The sequence below is a fragment of the Xanthomonas sp. WHRI 7064 genome (assembly GCF_040202355.2).
Lineage (GTDB): Bacteria > Pseudomonadota > Gammaproteobacteria > Xanthomonadales > Xanthomonadaceae > Xanthomonas > Xanthomonas arboricola.
Map to the genome: position 1 here is coordinate 3,461,229 of NZ_CP167821.1, position 15,092 is coordinate 3,476,320.

General features: G+C 65.4%; 11 protein-coding genes. 7 read left to right on the forward strand and 4 right to left on the reverse strand.

Annotation, left to right across the window (positions count from 1 at the left end):
* Window positions 1-106: 106 nt before the first annotated feature.
* Window positions 107-4,228 (reverse strand): ATP-dependent RNA helicase HrpA, encoded by a 4,122-nt coding sequence (hrpA, locus tag ABQY74_RS14850; RefSeq protein WP_349792023.1) that lies wholly within the window; start codon window positions 4,226-4,228, stop codon window positions 107-109.
* A 90-nt stretch (window positions 4,229-4,318) separates the two neighbouring features.
* Here hrpA and ABQY74_RS14855 point away from each other — a divergent pair, with 90 nt between their 5' ends.
* The 4 genes from ABQY74_RS14855 to ABQY74_RS14870 all read left to right on the forward strand — a co-directional run bounded on the left by ABQY74_RS14855 (window position 4,319) and on the right by ABQY74_RS14870 (window position 8,171).
* A complete protein-coding gene (locus ABQY74_RS14855) occupies window positions 4,319-4,876 on the forward strand; it encodes a Dps family protein (protein ID WP_016903711.1) in 558 nt (185 codons plus the stop codon).
* 394 nt (window positions 4,877-5,270) lie between these two features.
* Window positions 5,271-7,067 (forward strand): DNA helicase RecQ, encoded by a 1,797-nt coding sequence (gene recQ, locus ABQY74_RS14860; protein ID WP_349792025.1) that lies wholly within the window; start codon window positions 5,271-5,273, stop codon window positions 7,065-7,067.
* A 138-nt stretch (window positions 7,068-7,205) separates the two neighbouring features.
* Complete coding sequence (locus ABQY74_RS14865; RefSeq protein WP_016903709.1) at window positions 7,206-7,688, forward strand: hypothetical protein; 483 nt, start codon at window positions 7,206-7,208, stop codon at window positions 7,686-7,688.
* Window positions 7,689-7,766: 78 nt separating this feature from the next.
* Window positions 7,767-8,171 carry a response regulator gene (locus ABQY74_RS14870; protein ID WP_016903708.1) on the forward strand — a complete coding sequence of 135 codons (405 nt, stop codon included), beginning with the start codon at window positions 7,767-7,769 and terminating at the stop codon, window positions 8,169-8,171.
* 1,188 nt (window positions 8,172-9,359) lie between these two features.
* Here ABQY74_RS14870 and ABQY74_RS14875 read toward each other — a convergent pair.
* Window positions 9,360-10,070, reverse strand: coding sequence for an rRNA pseudouridine synthase (locus ABQY74_RS14875; protein WP_349792027.1), 711 nt, complete (start codon window positions 10,068-10,070; stop codon window positions 9,360-9,362).
* A gap of 117 nt (window positions 10,071-10,187) precedes the next feature.
* Between ABQY74_RS14875 and ABQY74_RS14880 the strand changes: the two genes are divergently transcribed.
* From ABQY74_RS14880 to ABQY74_RS14890, 3 genes are all read left to right on the forward strand, one after another.
* Complete coding sequence (locus ABQY74_RS14880) at window positions 10,188-10,394, forward strand: hypothetical protein (RefSeq protein ID WP_016904346.1); 207 nt, start codon at window positions 10,188-10,190, stop codon at window positions 10,392-10,394.
* 518 nt (window positions 10,395-10,912) lie between these two features.
* Window positions 10,913-13,081 carry a methyl-accepting chemotaxis protein gene (locus ABQY74_RS14885; protein WP_104555596.1) on the forward strand — a complete coding sequence of 723 codons (2,169 nt, stop codon included), beginning with the start codon at window positions 10,913-10,915 and terminating at the stop codon, window positions 13,079-13,081.
* 444 nt (window positions 13,082-13,525) lie between these two features.
* A complete protein-coding gene (locus tag ABQY74_RS14890) occupies window positions 13,526-13,891 on the forward strand; it encodes a hypothetical protein (RefSeq protein WP_211914152.1) in 366 nt (121 codons plus the stop codon).
* A gap of 89 nt (window positions 13,892-13,980) precedes the next feature.
* Here ABQY74_RS14890 and ABQY74_RS14895 read toward each other — a convergent pair whose 3' ends face one another.
* Both ABQY74_RS14895 and ABQY74_RS14900 read right to left on the reverse strand, forming a co-directional pair.
* Window positions 13,981-14,406 (reverse strand): GNAT family N-acetyltransferase, encoded by a 426-nt coding sequence (locus tag ABQY74_RS14895; RefSeq protein ID WP_039519529.1) that lies wholly within the window; start codon window positions 14,404-14,406, stop codon window positions 13,981-13,983.
* A gap of 26 nt (window positions 14,407-14,432) precedes the next feature.
* Complete coding sequence (locus tag ABQY74_RS14900) at window positions 14,433-15,083, reverse strand: LysE/ArgO family amino acid transporter (RefSeq protein WP_372470097.1); 651 nt, start codon at window positions 15,081-15,083, stop codon at window positions 14,433-14,435.
* Window positions 15,084-15,092 lie beyond the last annotated feature (9 nt).

Below are 15,092 nucleotides of genomic sequence, written 5' to 3' on the forward strand. Positions count from 1 at the left end.
GCAGTGCTCGGCCTGAGTGGCCAGTCGGTGGCAGGACCAGCGCCGACACAACGCCGTGGCGCTGGCGATGGCGGCAAGCCGTCGTCACCAGCGCCTCCGGCTCCAGTCAGTTGCGCAACGCGGCCACCCGCTGCGACAGCTTCTTCGCCGACACGCCCGATTTGGCACCCAGCTCCTGCGCGAATACCGACACGCGCAATTCCTCCAGGTCCCAGCGTAGCGACTGCCATTCATCACGTTGCTGCAGACCGCGCGCAGCCGCCTGGTCCAATGCATCCACGAACGGCTTGAGTTCGAGCATGCGCGCCTGGTCGCGGGCCGGATCGCGTTTGGCGCGCTCGGTCCGCAGGATCATCGCCTTGAGATAGCGCGGGTAATTGGCCAGCGCCTCGGCCGGTGTTTCGCGCAGGAAGCCGGCGTGCACCAGCGCACGCAGCTGCTGCTCCATATCGTCCAGGTTGCCACGCGCCCAGCCCATCAACGGCGCTTCCAGCAGGGGCTTGAGCTCGGCCACCGCGGCGAGAATGCTTTCGGCCAGCTTCAGCCGCTCCATCGCCTCGCCGAACAGGCGCTTGATCGCCTCGTCGCGGCGCTGCGCAAAGGCACCGGGGTCGCGGATCGCGCCCAGGCCATCGGCCAGCACCGCGTTGAGCGCGGCATCGACCAGATCGCCGCGCAGGCGCTCCTGCGACTCGATCGCCGCGTACAGCAGGCCAGTCTTGGGCGACACCGGCAACTGCTTGCGCGCCTGCCTGATCTTGTCGGCCAGCGCGATTTCCAGCAGCCGGCGCACGCCGCGCGGATGCGCCTGCGCCGCCTCGTTGCGGTCGGCAAAGATACGCAACGCCGCGTCTTCGCCCTGATCCACCAGCGCCGGATAGGCCGGCACGCCGGCTTCGCCGGCAACCTGTTCGGGAATCGGCGTGGACGGAAAATCGCGCAAGCCCTCGGCAGCCAGCGCGCGCCCTGCACGCGCGGCGAAGGCCTGGCCGGCACGCTCGCCAAAGCGGGCGCGCAATCCATCCAGATCGCGCGACTCGGCCAGCACCTTGCCGTCGTCATCGCGCAGGCGCAGGTTCATCAGCAGATGCGTGTCCAGCGACTCTTCGTCGAAATCCAGCGCCGCCACCTGCGTGCCGGTGGTCTTGGTCAGAAAGCGCGCCAGCTCGCCGCGGATGTCGTCGGCCGAGGCGATGCTGTAGGCCTCGTAGAACGCGCGCCCGAAATCCGGGGCCGGCACATAGTTGCGCCGCTGCGCCTTGGGCAGGCTGCGGATCAAGGCCGATGCCTTGTCGGCAACGAAGCCCGGCGCCAGCCACGACAGCCGCGCCGGATCCAGCGCGTTGAGCAGGTGCAGCGGCACGTCCAGCGTCACGCCGTCATCGATGGCGCCCGGCTCGAAGCGGTAATGCAGCGGCAACCGCGCATCGCCCAGCGGGAAATACTTCGGAAAACGATCGGCCTCGCTGCCTTCGCCCGGCAACAGGTCGTTCAAGCTCCAGTGCAGGCTGCGGCGCTTGTCCGGCGGCAGGGTTTTCCACCACGCATCCAGCCCGCTGGCCGAATGCAGTTCGGCCGGGATACGGTCCAGATACCAGCGCGCCTGCCAGTCCTCGTCGGCCACGATGCCGGCGCGGCGCAGCTTGGCTTCTTCTTCGCGCGCCTGCTCCAGCACTTTGAGGTTGTCGGCGATGAACGCCGCACGCGTATTGATCTCGCCCGTGACCAGGCCCTGGCGTACGAACAGGTCATGCGCGCCGGCCGGGTCGATCTTGCCGAAATGGACCGGCTTCTTCGGCGCCAGCACCAGGCCGAACAGGCTGATCTGTTCGGACGCCACCACCTGCCCCTGCGCACGCGACCAATGCGGGTCGAAATGCTTGCGTGCCAGCAGATGCCCCAGCTCGGCGATCGCCCAGTCCGGCTCGATCGCGGCATTGGTCATGCCCCAGACTTTTTGCGTGTCCAGCAGCGTAGCCGCCAGAATCCACGGCGGCGGCTTGCGTGCCAATGCCGAGCCGGGGAACGGCACGAACCGGCGTTGCCGCGCCGCGAGAAAGTCGCCTTTTTCGGTGCGATGGCCGATCTGCGTGGGCAGGCCGGCCAGCAGCGCGCGGTGCAGGGCCTGATACGCCGCTGCACGTTCGCGCTCGCTGGTGCGTGCCGTGGCTTCGGCCGCTTCGGCCTGTTTGGCGGCAGCGGCAGAGGTGGATTGTGCAGGTGGCGCGTTCGGATCCGGCTTGCCTTCGCGTGCCAGCCGCGCAGCGCGATGCAGCTGCCCGCGCGTGGGCCGGTTGGCGTTGTGCCCATCCTCGCGCGCAGGCGCGCTGGCACCGGCCAGCAGTGGCGCCAGCATCGCGGTGGCCGGCTCTTCGCTCCAACCCAGCTCTTCGCACAACAGGCGCAGCTGCCGATGCAGCTCACGCCATTCGCGCATGCGCAGGAAGCCGAGAAAATGCCGGTTACACCAGTCGCGCAGCTTGGACTGGGTGAGATCTTCGTGCACCTGTCGGTAGGCCTCCCACAAGCGCAGGATGCCGACGAATTCCGAGCGTGCATCGGCAAACAACGTATGCGCGTTGTCGGCCGCTTCGCGTGCCTCGGGCGGGCGCTCGCGCGGATCCTGGATGCCCAGGAAGGCGGCGATGATGATCATCTCGCGCAGGCAGCCGTGCTGTTGCGCGGCCACCAGCATGCGCGCCAGCTTGACGTCCACCGGCAGGCGCGCCATCTGGCGGCCGGTCGCGGTCAGGCGGCGGTTGCCGTCGATCGCGCCCAGCTCCAGCAACTGCTGCCAGCCATCGGCGACCGCACGCTCGTCCGGCGCTTCCAGGAACGGGAAATCCTCGATCCGCCCCAGCCCCAGTTGCAGCATGCGCAGGATCACGCCCGACAGCGACGAGCGACGGATTTCCGGATCGGTGAATGCAGGCCGCGCGGCAAAGTCCGCTTCGGCATACAGGCGGTAGCAGATGCCCTCGGCAATGCGCCCGCAGCGGCCCATGCGCTGGTTGGCGCTGGCCTGCGAGATCGGCTCGATATGCAGCCGGTCCAGCTTCTGGCGCGGGCTGTAGCGCTTGATCCGCGCAAAACCCGGGTCCACCACGTAACGGATGCGCGGCACCGTCAGCGAGGTTTCGGCCACATTGGTGGCCAGCACCAGGCGCCGACGCGGCCCCGGGTTGAACACGCGGTCCTGGTCGGCCGCCGACAGCCGCGCGTACAGCGGCACCACTTCGGTTTCGCGGTACTTGCGCCGTTCCAGCGACTGGTGCGCATCGCGGATCTCGCGCTCGCCGGGCAGGAACATCAGCACGTCGCCACGCGGATCGATGCGGGTGATCTCGTCGATCGCCGCCACGATCGCATCGTTGACGGTGCGTTCGCCATCGCGGCCATTGCCACGCTCGCCGTCGTCAGTGTCGCCGGCCTCGCCTTCGAGCGGCCGGTAGCGCACTTCGACCGGGAAGGTGCGGCCTTCCACATCGATCACCGGCGCATTGTCGAAATGCTGCGCAAAGCGCTCGGTATCGATGGTGGCCGAGGTGACAATCAACTTGAGATCGGAGCGCTTTTGCAGCAACTGCTTGAGATAGCCCAGCAAAAAATCGATGTTGAGGCTGCGTTCGTGCGCTTCGTCCACGATGATGGTGTCGTAGGCCGACAACCAGCGGTCGCTGGCGATCTCGGCCAGCAGGATGCCGTCGGTCATGAACTTGATCCGCGACTGCTCGCCGACCCGGTCGGTGAAGCGCACCTGGAAGCCCACCGTGGTGCCCAACGGCGTCTTCAGCTCCTCGGCCACGCGCGCCGCCACCGCGCGCGCGGCGATCCGGCGTGGCTGGGTGCAGCCGATCATGCCGGCCGCACCGCGCCCGGCCGCCAGACACAGCTTGGGCAGCTGGGTGGTCTTGCCCGAGCCGGTTTCGCCGGCGATGACAACCACTTGATGGTCACGGATCAGCGCGATGATGCGCTCGGCCTCGCGCGCGATCGGCAGTTGCTCATCGAGTGTGATGGCCGGCTGCTGCTCGGCGCGCGCCTGACGTTGCGCCTGCGACGCCGCCAGCGCCTGCTCGAAGGCCTCGCGCACCTGCGGGTTGCCGGGCTTGCCTTGCCAGCGCGACCATAGACCGAGCAGCCGGCCACGGTCGCGGCTCATCGCGCCATCGACGGCGCGGCGGCGCTCACGCAAGGTGTTGGCAAGGTCGGTGTCGATAGCGCTCATTGATGGAAAAATGTGAAAGATTGAATGACAAGAGATCCTTTAGCCTGTCTATTGTGACCCGATATCAGTTTCCTCAGGAGGACCATCCACATGTCCAAGAAAAAGAACGCCAACAAGCCCGTCGTCATCAATGAAGCATTGGACGCACTGCCGGTCGCCGCAGCATCGGCACCACACATCGATATCGGGATCAAGGACAGCGATCGCAAGCAGATCTCCGACGGTCTGGCCCGCTACATGGCTGACGCCTTCACCTTGTATCTGAAGACCCACAACTTCCACTGGAATGTCACCGGGTCGATGTTCAACTCGCTGCACACCATGTTCGAGACCCAGTACACCGAGCAGTGGGCCGCGCTGGACGAAGTGGCCGAGCGCATCCGTGCCCTGGGCTACAACGCACCGGGCTCGTACAGCGAGTTCGTCGCCCTGACCTCGATCCCGGAAGAACAGGGGCTGAGCGACAGCGCCGACTGGCGTGAAATGGTGCGCCAGCTGGTCAGCGGCAACGAAGCGGTCTGCCGCACCGCACGCAAGGTGCTGGGCACCGCCGACGACGCCGGCGACGACCCGACCGTGGACCTGCTGACCCAGCGCCTGCAGACCCACGAGAAGTACGCCTGGATGCTGCGTTCGTTGCTGCAGTAACCCCCTGGGCTTCACCCCCGCGGGTTTGCCCAAGGTTTCGCTGCGCCGAAACCTTGGGCCCCTGCTCCATAAGTTAGACACAGAGCCCCTCGCCCCTTGGAGCGAGGAGCACAGCTGGCGCGCCATGGGCGCGCGTGCTTTGGAGTGCTCGCGCCGAAAGCGCGGGCCGGGGCGCGGAGCGGGGCTTGGGGTGAGCGTACGGAGCGAAGCTCCAGTCGCCTCGAGCAACGCTCGGCCACCGGCAATTTCCCACGCCGCACGCCCCATATCCAGCAACGTCCGCATCAGCACTCGCAGGCACACCCACCACATCGCGGCAATCCCCGACGCAGCATTGCGCAACAGCGTCAGCCTGACACCGACCAGGGCTTGACCCGCGCGGTATCCTAGACGGATGTCTTCCCCCGCCCACGAACTGCTCAGCCGCGTCTTCGGTTACGACGACTTCCGCGGCCCACAGCAAGCCATTGTCGAACACGTCGCTGCGGGTAACGATGCCCTGGTGCTGATGCCCACCGGTGGCGGCAAGTCGCTGTGCTATCAAGTGCCGGCGCTGTTACGCGACGGCATCGGCATTGTGGTCTCGCCGCTGATCGCGCTGATGCAGGACCAGGTCGAGGCCTTGCGCCAGCTCGGCGTGCGCGCCGAATTCCTCAATTCCACCCTGGACGCGGAGAACGCCCAGCGGGTCGAACGCGCCCTGCTGTCGGGCGATCTGGACCTGCTCTACGTCGCCCCGGAGCGCCTGCTGAACCCGCGCTTCCTGTCCTTGCTGGAACGCAGCCGCATCGCACTGTTCGCCATCGACGAGGCGCATTGCGTTTCGCAATGGGGCCACGATTTCCGTCCCGAATACCGCCAGCTCACGGTGCTGCACGAACGCTGGCCGCACATCCCGCGCATGGCGCTGACCGCCACTGCCGATCCGCCGACCCAGCGCGAGATCGCCGAACGCCTGGACCTGGTCGACGCGCGCCACTTCGTCAGCTCCTTCGACCGCCCCAACATCCGTTACACCGTGGTGCAGAAGGACAACGCGCGCAAGCAGCTGCAGGAGTTTCTGGGCCGCCACCGCGGCTCGGCCGGCATCGTCTATGCGATGTCGCGGCGCAAGGTCGAGGAGACCGCGCAGTATCTGTGCTCGCAGGGCTTCAACGCCCTGCCCTACCATGCCGGCCTGCCGGCCGAGGTGCGCGCGGAAAACCAGCGCCGCTTCCTGCGCGAGGACGGCATCATCATGACCGCCACGATCGCCTTCGGCATGGGTATCGACAAGCCGGACGTGCGCTTCGTGGCGCATGTGGATCTGCCAAAATCGCTGGAAGGCTACTACCAGGAAACCGGCCGCGCCGGCCGCGATGGCGACCCCGCCGAGGCCTGGCTCTGCTATGGTCTGGGCGATGTGGTGCTGCTCAAGCAGATGATCGAACAGGGCGAAGCGGCCGAGGAGCGCAAGCGGCTGGAGCGCGCCAAGCTCGATCACCTGCTCGGCTACTGCGAATCGATGCAATGCCGCCGCCAGGTGCTGCTGGCCGGCTTCGGCGAGACCTATCCCAAGCCCTGCGGCAACTGCGACAACTGCCTGACGCCTGCCGCCGCCTGGGACGCCACCGTGGCCTCGCAGAAGGCGCTCAGTTGCGTGTACCGCAGCGGGCAGCGCTTCGGTGTCGGCCACCTGATCGACATCCTGCGCGGCAGCGAGAACGAGCGCATCAAGCAGCTCGGCCACGACCAGCTGAGCACCTACGGCATCGGCCGCGACCTGGACGAGCGCACCTGGCGCGGGGTGTTCCGCCAGCTGGTGGCGGCCAGCCTGCTGGAGGTCGACAGCGAGGGCCACGGCGGGCTGCGCCTGACCGATGCCAGCCGCCAGGTGCTCAAGGGCGAGCGCCAGGTGATGATGCGGCGCGAGAACCCGGCTGCCGGGCGCGAGCGCAGCGCGCAGCGGACCGGCCTGCCGGTGCAGCCGCAGGATCTGGTGCTGTTCAATGCCTTGCGCGGCCTGCGCGCGGAGCTGGCCAAGGAGCAGAATGTGCCGGCCTTCGTGATCTTCCATGACAGCACGCTGCGCAATATCGCCGAACAGCGGCCGACCAGCATCGATGCACTGTCGCGTGTCGGCGGTATCGGTGGCGGCAAACTGGCCCGCTATGGCGCGCAACTGATCGAGATCGTGCGCGAGCAGGGCTGATGCAACGGCATGTGTCATCGCAGTGGCGGCGCTGGCACAAAAATCCGCAGAATCGACAGCGCGCATTCAATCAGCCGTTGCTAGTTTCACAAGGCGATCTGGCACGCGCTGTCAGTCCCTCTTGAGTAGAGTCCACCCATGAAACGCAGCCTGCTTCTTCTGGCCACTCTGTTTGCCGCCGGCAGCGCACTCGCCCAGGCCGGCGAGAGCAGTGCCGAGCCGGGGTCGGCGCGGTCGCTGGACCTGAGCGTTCCGCAAGCCCCGGTGCAGTACCGCTCCGACCCCGAATACAGCACCGACCCGCCGGGCACCTTCTACGGCGACAAGAGCGGCCCCAAGCCTGCGTTGACCCGCCCCAGCGCGGCCTCGCTCGCCGCCGAACGCGCCGAACAATGCCAGGGCAAGCTGCATGGCGCGGTCGAAACCGGCATGGGCTATTCCAACCGCGGCGGCAACAGCAACTGGCAGGCCGTCAACCTGAATTCCTGCAAGACCTATTACGACGACGACGGCAAGGCGCACCAGATCGGCGTCAGCATCAGCGTCGGACGCGGCGAAGGCGCGCTGTTCGGGCCGCGCTACGGCCCCGGCGGCTACGGCCCTGGCCCGTTCGGTTGGTAACCGTACGGCTCCGTCTGCGTTGACAGAGGGTTCACTGCCGCATCGCTGAGAATGTGGCCTGCCTTACGAGACGTGCTCATGTCACAGAACAAGGAACGGCCAGTTGTATTCGTCGTCGAAGACGGCGATGGCACCCGACAACTCAGCTGCCTTGTGCTGGAAAGCTATGGTTTTACCTGCCGTAGCGCAGGCTCGGTCGAAGAAGCGCTGACCCTGATCGAAAGCGACCCGCGCGTCGATGTGCTGTTTTCCGACATCCATTTCCCGGGCGGTCTGACCGGCGTGGACCTGGCGCTCAAGACGGCGCACGCGCCCTACAACCTGCCGGTGCTGCTGACCTCCGGCCTGGCGGTCGAGTATGTGGAAGAGATCCTGCCGGACGGCGTGGCCTTCCTCGAAAAGCCCTATACCCCCGAGCAGCTGCTGAGCGCGATCCGCAGCGTGATGGCCAAGCATCGGGTGCTCCCTACCCCGGTCGCATAAGGGCAGCGGCGCGGCGCAGATCGATATGCCGGCTTCCGCTGCAGCTCGACCTTCGGTGATGTGACCAGGCTCGGGTACGGATGGACGCATCCCGATGGGACGACAATTGTCGGAAACGTCCCGACAGACTGTCGGCGCGGCCCCGATTTACGTGATGCGCACCTCATTTAGACTGCAGCCACCGGACGCGAGGCCTGTTGGGCCGCTCAACTCGCGAGGCGCTGAGCACGCCCCTGCCGGAACATTGCCGGCACGGGTGAGACGCACCACGTCGTGGTTGATTGGTCGTCCGCTAGCTTGGCTACACGCGCTTTCTCGGAAGAAGAAGGCATTCGTGCGCAAGCGCAGACGGCTCAACTGAGTTTGCAGCCGAACCGCTTGATGACACTCCGGCTCGTGTGTCCAAACTCCAACGCTACGAAACTCTCCAACCTGCAGCTCGATCCGTGCTGATGCTGGTTGTGGCTGAGTCACGCGCTGGCCTTGTCTGCGCATTGAATTGATCAAGGACATAGCGATCTCCAAACGCTGCTGCTTATGCGCTTGTGGCTTGAGACTTATCGGCTTGCCGTTGCCGCCAGCACAGCGGCAGTGCGCCGGTATTACCACGGCAGCGCCGGCAGGCAGATGCCCAGCAAGCGCGCTCGCAGCTGTAGCGTGCTCTTGCGCGAATGCCGATGCACCGCTGCTGCGAGGGACGAATGCAGCGTATTTCACGCCATCAAGCAGGCCGCTCGCTAGGCTGATGTCAGTGCAGCACTTGGCTGCGAAGACTTTCAGGAAATTCTCATGGGCGACAATTCGTTTCTGTCACCGGCCTTCGTCATTTTGGTTATCGGCGTGATCGCTGTGGTGTTCTGGCTGGTGACGCGCGCCAAGAAGAAGCGCAACAAGAAGTAAGCAACACAGGAGGTGCGCCAGACATCGGGATGCCACATAGCCTGCGCTTGATGCGCACTGAGTTGCTGATGCCAAGCGCCGGTCCAGGCCGGCCTCTGCCTGGCATGGCATGGCTAACAAGCACTACTTCCCGCGTAACAGCGCACCAGTGCGGAAGCTGTCTGGACCGCAAGGCCCCCCGCAGCGATATCGCTGCGTTGAGGCCGCACGGCATTTGATGCACATACCGCGTCACCAGCATCGGCAGACGACCGCGTTGCGACCAGGCGCGCAGGAAACCGACGCCAATCAGAACCGCTCGCCCGTCGGCAGATAGCGCCATTCACCGATGGCCAGCTTGCCCAGCGACACACGGCCCACGCGCAGGCGCCGGATGCTGACCACCTCCAGCCCCACCTCACCGCACATGTAACGCAGCTGGCCGGGTTGCACGTGCTTGATCGCAAACCGCAAGCGCTCTTCGTTCTGCCAGCTCACCTTGCACGGCGACAGGCTGCGCTGCTGATACACCAGGCCATGCGCAAGCCGCGCCATGCCATACGGGCGCAGCTCACCACGCACCTCCACCAGAAATTCCTGTTCGATCGAGGTCGCATCGGCACTGAGCCTGCGCAGCACGCGGCCGTCCTGGCTCAGCACCAGCAAGCCGCTCGCCTCTTCCTCCAGCGGCAGCGGCGCGTTCAAGCGCAGGAAGTGCCGCTTCAGCAGACGCATCTCGAGCTGGTCCAGTGCGCTGCGCGTTGCCGGCGTGGCCAGTGCCAGCGCCGCCTCGGCACTCATGCCTGCCGGTTTGTGCAGCAGCAGCGTGGCAGGCTCGGCAGCTGCGAGCACTGCGTCTTCCGCCAGCGTCACCTGCGCTGCAGTGGCCAAGGCTTGCGGCTCTTCGACCACGGCCCCGTCCACACTGACCCAGCCGCCTTCGATGTATTGCTGCGCCTCGCCACGCGAGCAGCCGAACAGCGCGGCCACGCATTTGTCGAGACGGATCGGATCGGACATCGGGCGAGCTCGGTTTCAGGGCACGGCAGTGTACGTGCTGGGTCGATGGATGCGTGAGGCCGGCTTCTGCACCGCCCGACAACATGGGAAACTGGGCGCTCACACAGGAGATTGCAGATGTTCATCAAGTTCGGCACCACCCGGGTCCGCCTCAACCATATCTCCGTCATCAGCGATCCCTTCAACGCAGGCGAAAACTTCGGCTCGTATTGCCACTCGGTCCGGGTCGGCCTGCTCTCCGGCGAGGAAATCTTTGCACGCTTCAATACCGAAAGCGGCGCCGAGCAGCTGCATGCAGAGGTGCTCGCTGCACTGGAAGGTTGAGCGCAAGACCCACAGTGCCGCCACGCGCGTGATGCCTCACGCGCGATGCACGGCGCCAACAACAGCAGCCGGCCATGCCGGCTTGCCAGGTGCACGTGGCAAGGCGGCCCAGTCGCACCGCATCAGAGCCGATCGAATCGCGTGCCCCTCCGCTGCACCGGCGCTGGCGCTGCTTGAAGACACGCGCATTGCCGGCATCGCGACACAGGACGAATTGGATCCTGTCTCAGCACCATCTTTGCCCTGGGTGCGTCGCCACCTGTCAGCAGAACGTCGGAAAATCGTTCCGCCGTTGGCACGCTTCGATCCAGCAATAACGCGAGAAACAAGCAATTTCTGCGCGCATGTCAGGCCGCTGCGGACGGCTGTCGGGAAATTTCTTCCACACGATGAATTCAATATAAGTACTTTCAAATACGAGCCTTTAGCTCGTCGCAATCCGGCCGCTAGCTGGGGCAAGACGCTCTGGTGGATGACCCATTCATCAAGCCCCTCAGTTGCACTACCTGGATGCGGTCATGAATACATATCTGCAACGCCTCAATGTCGGCCGCCGCTTGGGCATGGCCTTTGGCATCTTGATCCTATTGTCGGGCCTGCTTGTGGCCACCGGCCTAGTCACCATGTCCAACGCCCGTTTCGAGCTGGACACCATCGTCAACAGCAACATGGAGAGGATACAGCTGTCCTCGGAAATGCTCGACGCCAACACCAACGTGGCAATCGGCCTGCGCGACATCGTCATGGTCTCTGGCGACGCGGCCAATCGCCGTTCGATGGACATGATCGAAAAGAACCGCGCACGCTACAAGCAGGCACACGACGCCTTGGCCGCACTGCCCAGCAGCGCGGCTGAAAAACAGGCGCTCGACCTGGTGCAGGAAAAGCGCGACATCTCGGTCAAGCTCAATAACCAGATTCTCGAATACGGCCTCCGCGATCAGAACCAGGAAGCGCAGGCCTTGCTGCAAGGCGACGCCGCAGCGGCCATGGATGCGCAGCAGACGGCGATCCGCGAGAACGCTGCATTGGAGCGCCGCCTCAGCAAGGATGCCTATGCGGCCGCGGTTGCATCGATGCATCGAGGCAAAATCACCCTGGCCACCGGCGGCATTGCCGCACTGGTCATCAGCGGCCTGCTCGCATGGCTGATCACTCGCAGCCTGACCCAGCCGCTCAGCCAGGCCACACGCACTGCAGAAGCGATCGCGGCCGGCAACCTGCACAACGATGTGCACACCAATGCCAATGATGAAACCGGCCGTCTGCTCAAGGCCATGGACAAGATGCAGCTGCAGCTACGCAACCTGATCACCGCGCAAACCGACATGGCCAGGCATCACGACAACGGCCAGATCAGCTTCCGTATCGATGCGGCGGCATTCCCGGGCGACTATGGGCGCATGGCCAACGACACCAACCTGCTGGTTGCCTCGCACGTGGCAGTGCAGACCGACCTGGCACGCATCATGGGCCGGTATGCGGTTGGCGAACTCTCCGAAGACATGCAGCCGCTGCCCGGCGAAAAGGCCGTTTTCAGCGACACCATGTCGCAGGTCAAGCTCAACCTGTCGGCGATGAACCACGAGATCAAGCATCTCGCCCAGGCCGCCGCCAATGGCGACTTCAGCGCGCGCGGCGATGCCGAGCGCTTCCAGTTCGACTTCCGCATCATGGTCGAAAGCCTCAACCACCTGATGTCCACGGCCGACGGCAATCTGCAGTCGCTGTCGTCGTTGCTGCAGTCCATCGCCGCTGGCGACTTGACCGCACGCATGAGCGGCGAATTCCGCGGCGTGTTCGCACAGATGCGCGATGACGCCAACACCACGGCCAGCCAGCTGGCGCAGATCGTCGGCAACATCCAGGAGTCGGCCGTGTCGATCAACTCCGCGGCCAGCGAAATCGCCGCCGGCAACCAGGACCTGTCACAACGTACCGAACAGCAGGCAGCCAACCTCGAAGAAACCGCAGCATCGATGGAAGAGCTGACCTCCACCGTCAAGCAGAATGCCGAGAGCGCCCGCGAGGCCAACCAGCTGGCGATCGGCGCCGCACGCGTTGCCTCGCAAGGTGGCGAGGTGGTCGGCAAGGTGGTGGACACCATGACCGGTATCGAAGCCTCGTCCAGGAAGATTGCCGACATCATCAGCGTCATCGACGGCATCGCCTTCCAGACCAATATCCTGGCCTTGAACGCGGCGGTGGAAGCCGCCCGTGCCGGCGAGCAAGGCCGCGGCTTTGCCGTGGTGGCTTCGGAGGTGCGCACGCTCGCGCAGCGGTCCTCCGGCGCCGCCAGGGAGATCAAGGACCTCATCGACGACTCGGTGCAACGCGTGGCCGAGGGTTCGGCACTGGTGCACAGCGCTGGCAAGACCATGGGTGACGTGGTGGCCAGCGTGCAACGCGTCACCGACATCATGGGCGAGATTTCTGCAGCCTCGCAGGAGCAGTCGGCCGGCATCGAGCAGGTCAACCAGACCATCACGCATATGGACGAAACCACCCAGCAGAACGCCGCGCTGGTGGAAGAAGCCACTGCCGCCGCGCGCGCGATGGAAGAGCAGGCGGTGCAGCTCACCGATGCGGTGGCGATCTTCAAGATCGACGCACGCCAGACACGGCAGTCCGCTTCGCGCGTAGCGGCACCGGTCGCACAGCTGCTGAGCAAGGTCCGCAACGCCTGAGCCAGCAGCCGGCACTGCGCCGTCGACCGGGTCGTCGGTGCAGGCACGCTGATGCGACACCGCGGATGTGCCCGCAGCCATTGATGCCATCGCACACGCAGAAAGCGCCCGCCACGGCGCTTTCTGCGTCTATCCCGCACGCTCACCGGCATTCGGCGCAGACAGCTCAGGCACCCGCAACGCGCGCGCAGTGCACACAAAATAACCTGGAAAACAAGCACGCAAACCACTCAAAAGCGCTTGTTTCCAGCGCCATGCCTGGTTACGCTGCGCCGGTCGAAAGAGAGCAGGCCGGATGGTAGCCCGGCCACCGTCTGCAGCGCAGGCGGCATCTTAGCCATCGGTACCCACGACATCCGCAGCCGGCGATGCCGGCACTGCAGGTGTGTCCGTGCGTGCTCTCGTCACCGCTCGGCACGCCTTCTCAATCAGGAAGGATCACCCGTGAACACCAGCATCGACAGTCACGATCTGCATCACCCAATCAACGATGAGCATGCCAACGTGCATGCTTGCGCTTTCGCAGGGGACGCAGACGCAAAGCCATACGACGATGCCTTATCGCACTGGCAACAAGCCCATCTCGACGCGCGCGTGATCTGGCGGCGGCAGCTCATGCTCCAGGGCGGCATGTCGGTGCTGTTGGCGGCCTGGCAGATGCCGCATTCGCTGCGCTGGGAGTGGGAAGCCATCGACCTGCGGCAGGATCGACACCTGTGCGGCGGCAACTGCGATTCATCGCTGGCGGCAATGCGCGCTGCCGATGCCTGGCCGGCGCTGTGCGGTGACGAGTTCGCAGTGCTCACCTAACATCATGCAGCGCGGCAGCGCGTTGAACCGTTTTTCTGCCCCGACGCGGTGCCATGCCGGTGCGGCCGCGCAACAGCCGGCCCGCCGCGCTAGCGCGTGTAGAGGCCGGGACGATAGCGTTCCATCAGCGACTGCGGAGCCAGCGGCGGCGTGAAGCCGTAGCGCGCATAGAGACCATGCGCATCGCTGGTGGCCAGGCTGAAACGGCGCAGCCCCTGTAGATCGGGGTGCGCCATGACCGCATCCATCATTGCCTTGCCATAGCCCTTGCCCTGATGCTCGGGCAACACGAACACATCGCCCAGATAGGCGACGGTTGCATAGTCGGAAACCACCCGCGCAAACGCGACCTGCCCGCCCTGCAGAAACCCGCCGAAGCACAGCGAGTTGGCGATGGAGCGCTGTAGCACCGCCAGCGGGATGTCCCTGGCCCAGCTGCTGTGCTGCGCCAGGTAGCGATGGACCAGCGCAACATCGAGCTCGGAGTGATCGGTGGAAACGCGCAGCGGCGACATGACGACAACTCCGGCAACAGTAGGCCTCAGGGTAGCGCCTGCGCAGGCAGCAGCAACAGTGCGCACAGCACCAGCATGAATCCTGCGATCGCCGCATCCAGCACACGCCATGCGCGCGGATCGCGAAAGGCCGGCTGCAGCAAACGCGCGCCATAGCCCAGAGCGGAAAACCACGCGATGCTGGCCAGGCACGCACCCGACGCGAATGCCCAGCGCAGCTGGCCCGGATAACGCGCGGCCAAGCTGCCCAGCAGCAGCATCGTGTCCAGATAGACATGCGGGTTGAGAAAGGTAAATGCCAGGCACGCCAGCATGGCGCGCTGCCAGCGTTGCGCACCGGCCTGCGACGGCGCCAACCCGCTGGTGCCACGCCAGGCCCTGCGTGCAGCCAGCGCACCATATGCCGCGAGAAATGCAGCTCCCGCATAGCGAAGTCCCTGCAGCAGCTCCGGCCATTGCGTCACCAGCACGCCGATCCCGGCCACGCCCAGCACGATCAGCGCGATATCGCCGAACGCGCAGATCGCCACCACCAGACCGACATGCTGGCGCTGCAGTCCCTGCCGCAGCACGAATGCATTCTGCGCGCCGATTGCAATGATGAGACCTGCGCTGGCGATGAAGCCAGGGATTGCGGCTTGAAGTAACACGAGCACCTCCCGGATCACAGGCGCCAATGCTGGGCG

Bases quoted from the DNA above. Each gene is read 5' to 3' on its own strand.
- hrpA (WP_349792023.1), bottom strand. From the start codon at position 4,228: ATGAGCGCTATCGACACCGACCTTGCCAACACCTTGCGTGAGCGCCGC.
- ABQY74_RS14855 (WP_016903711.1), top strand. From the start codon at position 4,319: ATGTCCAAGAAAAAGAACGCCAACAAGCCCGTCGTCATCAATGAAGCA.
- recQ (WP_349792025.1), top strand. From the start codon at position 5,271: ATGTCTTCCCCCGCCCACGAACTGCTCAGCCGCGTCTTCGGTTACGAC.
- ABQY74_RS14865 (WP_016903709.1), top strand. From the start codon at position 7,206: ATGAAACGCAGCCTGCTTCTTCTGGCCACTCTGTTTGCCGCCGGCAGC.
- ABQY74_RS14870 (WP_016903708.1), top strand. From the start codon at position 7,767: ATGTCACAGAACAAGGAACGGCCAGTTGTATTCGTCGTCGAAGACGGC.
- ABQY74_RS14875 (WP_349792027.1), bottom strand. From the start codon at position 10,070: ATGTCCGATCCGATCCGTCTCGACAAATGCGTGGCCGCGCTGTTCGGC.
- ABQY74_RS14880 (WP_016904346.1), top strand. From the start codon at position 10,188: ATGTTCATCAAGTTCGGCACCACCCGGGTCCGCCTCAACCATATCTCC.
- ABQY74_RS14885 (WP_104555596.1), top strand. From the start codon at position 10,913: ATGAATACATATCTGCAACGCCTCAATGTCGGCCGCCGCTTGGGCATG.
- ABQY74_RS14895 (WP_039519529.1), bottom strand. From the start codon at position 14,406: ATGTCGCCGCTGCGCGTTTCCACCGATCACTCCGAGCTCGATGTTGCG.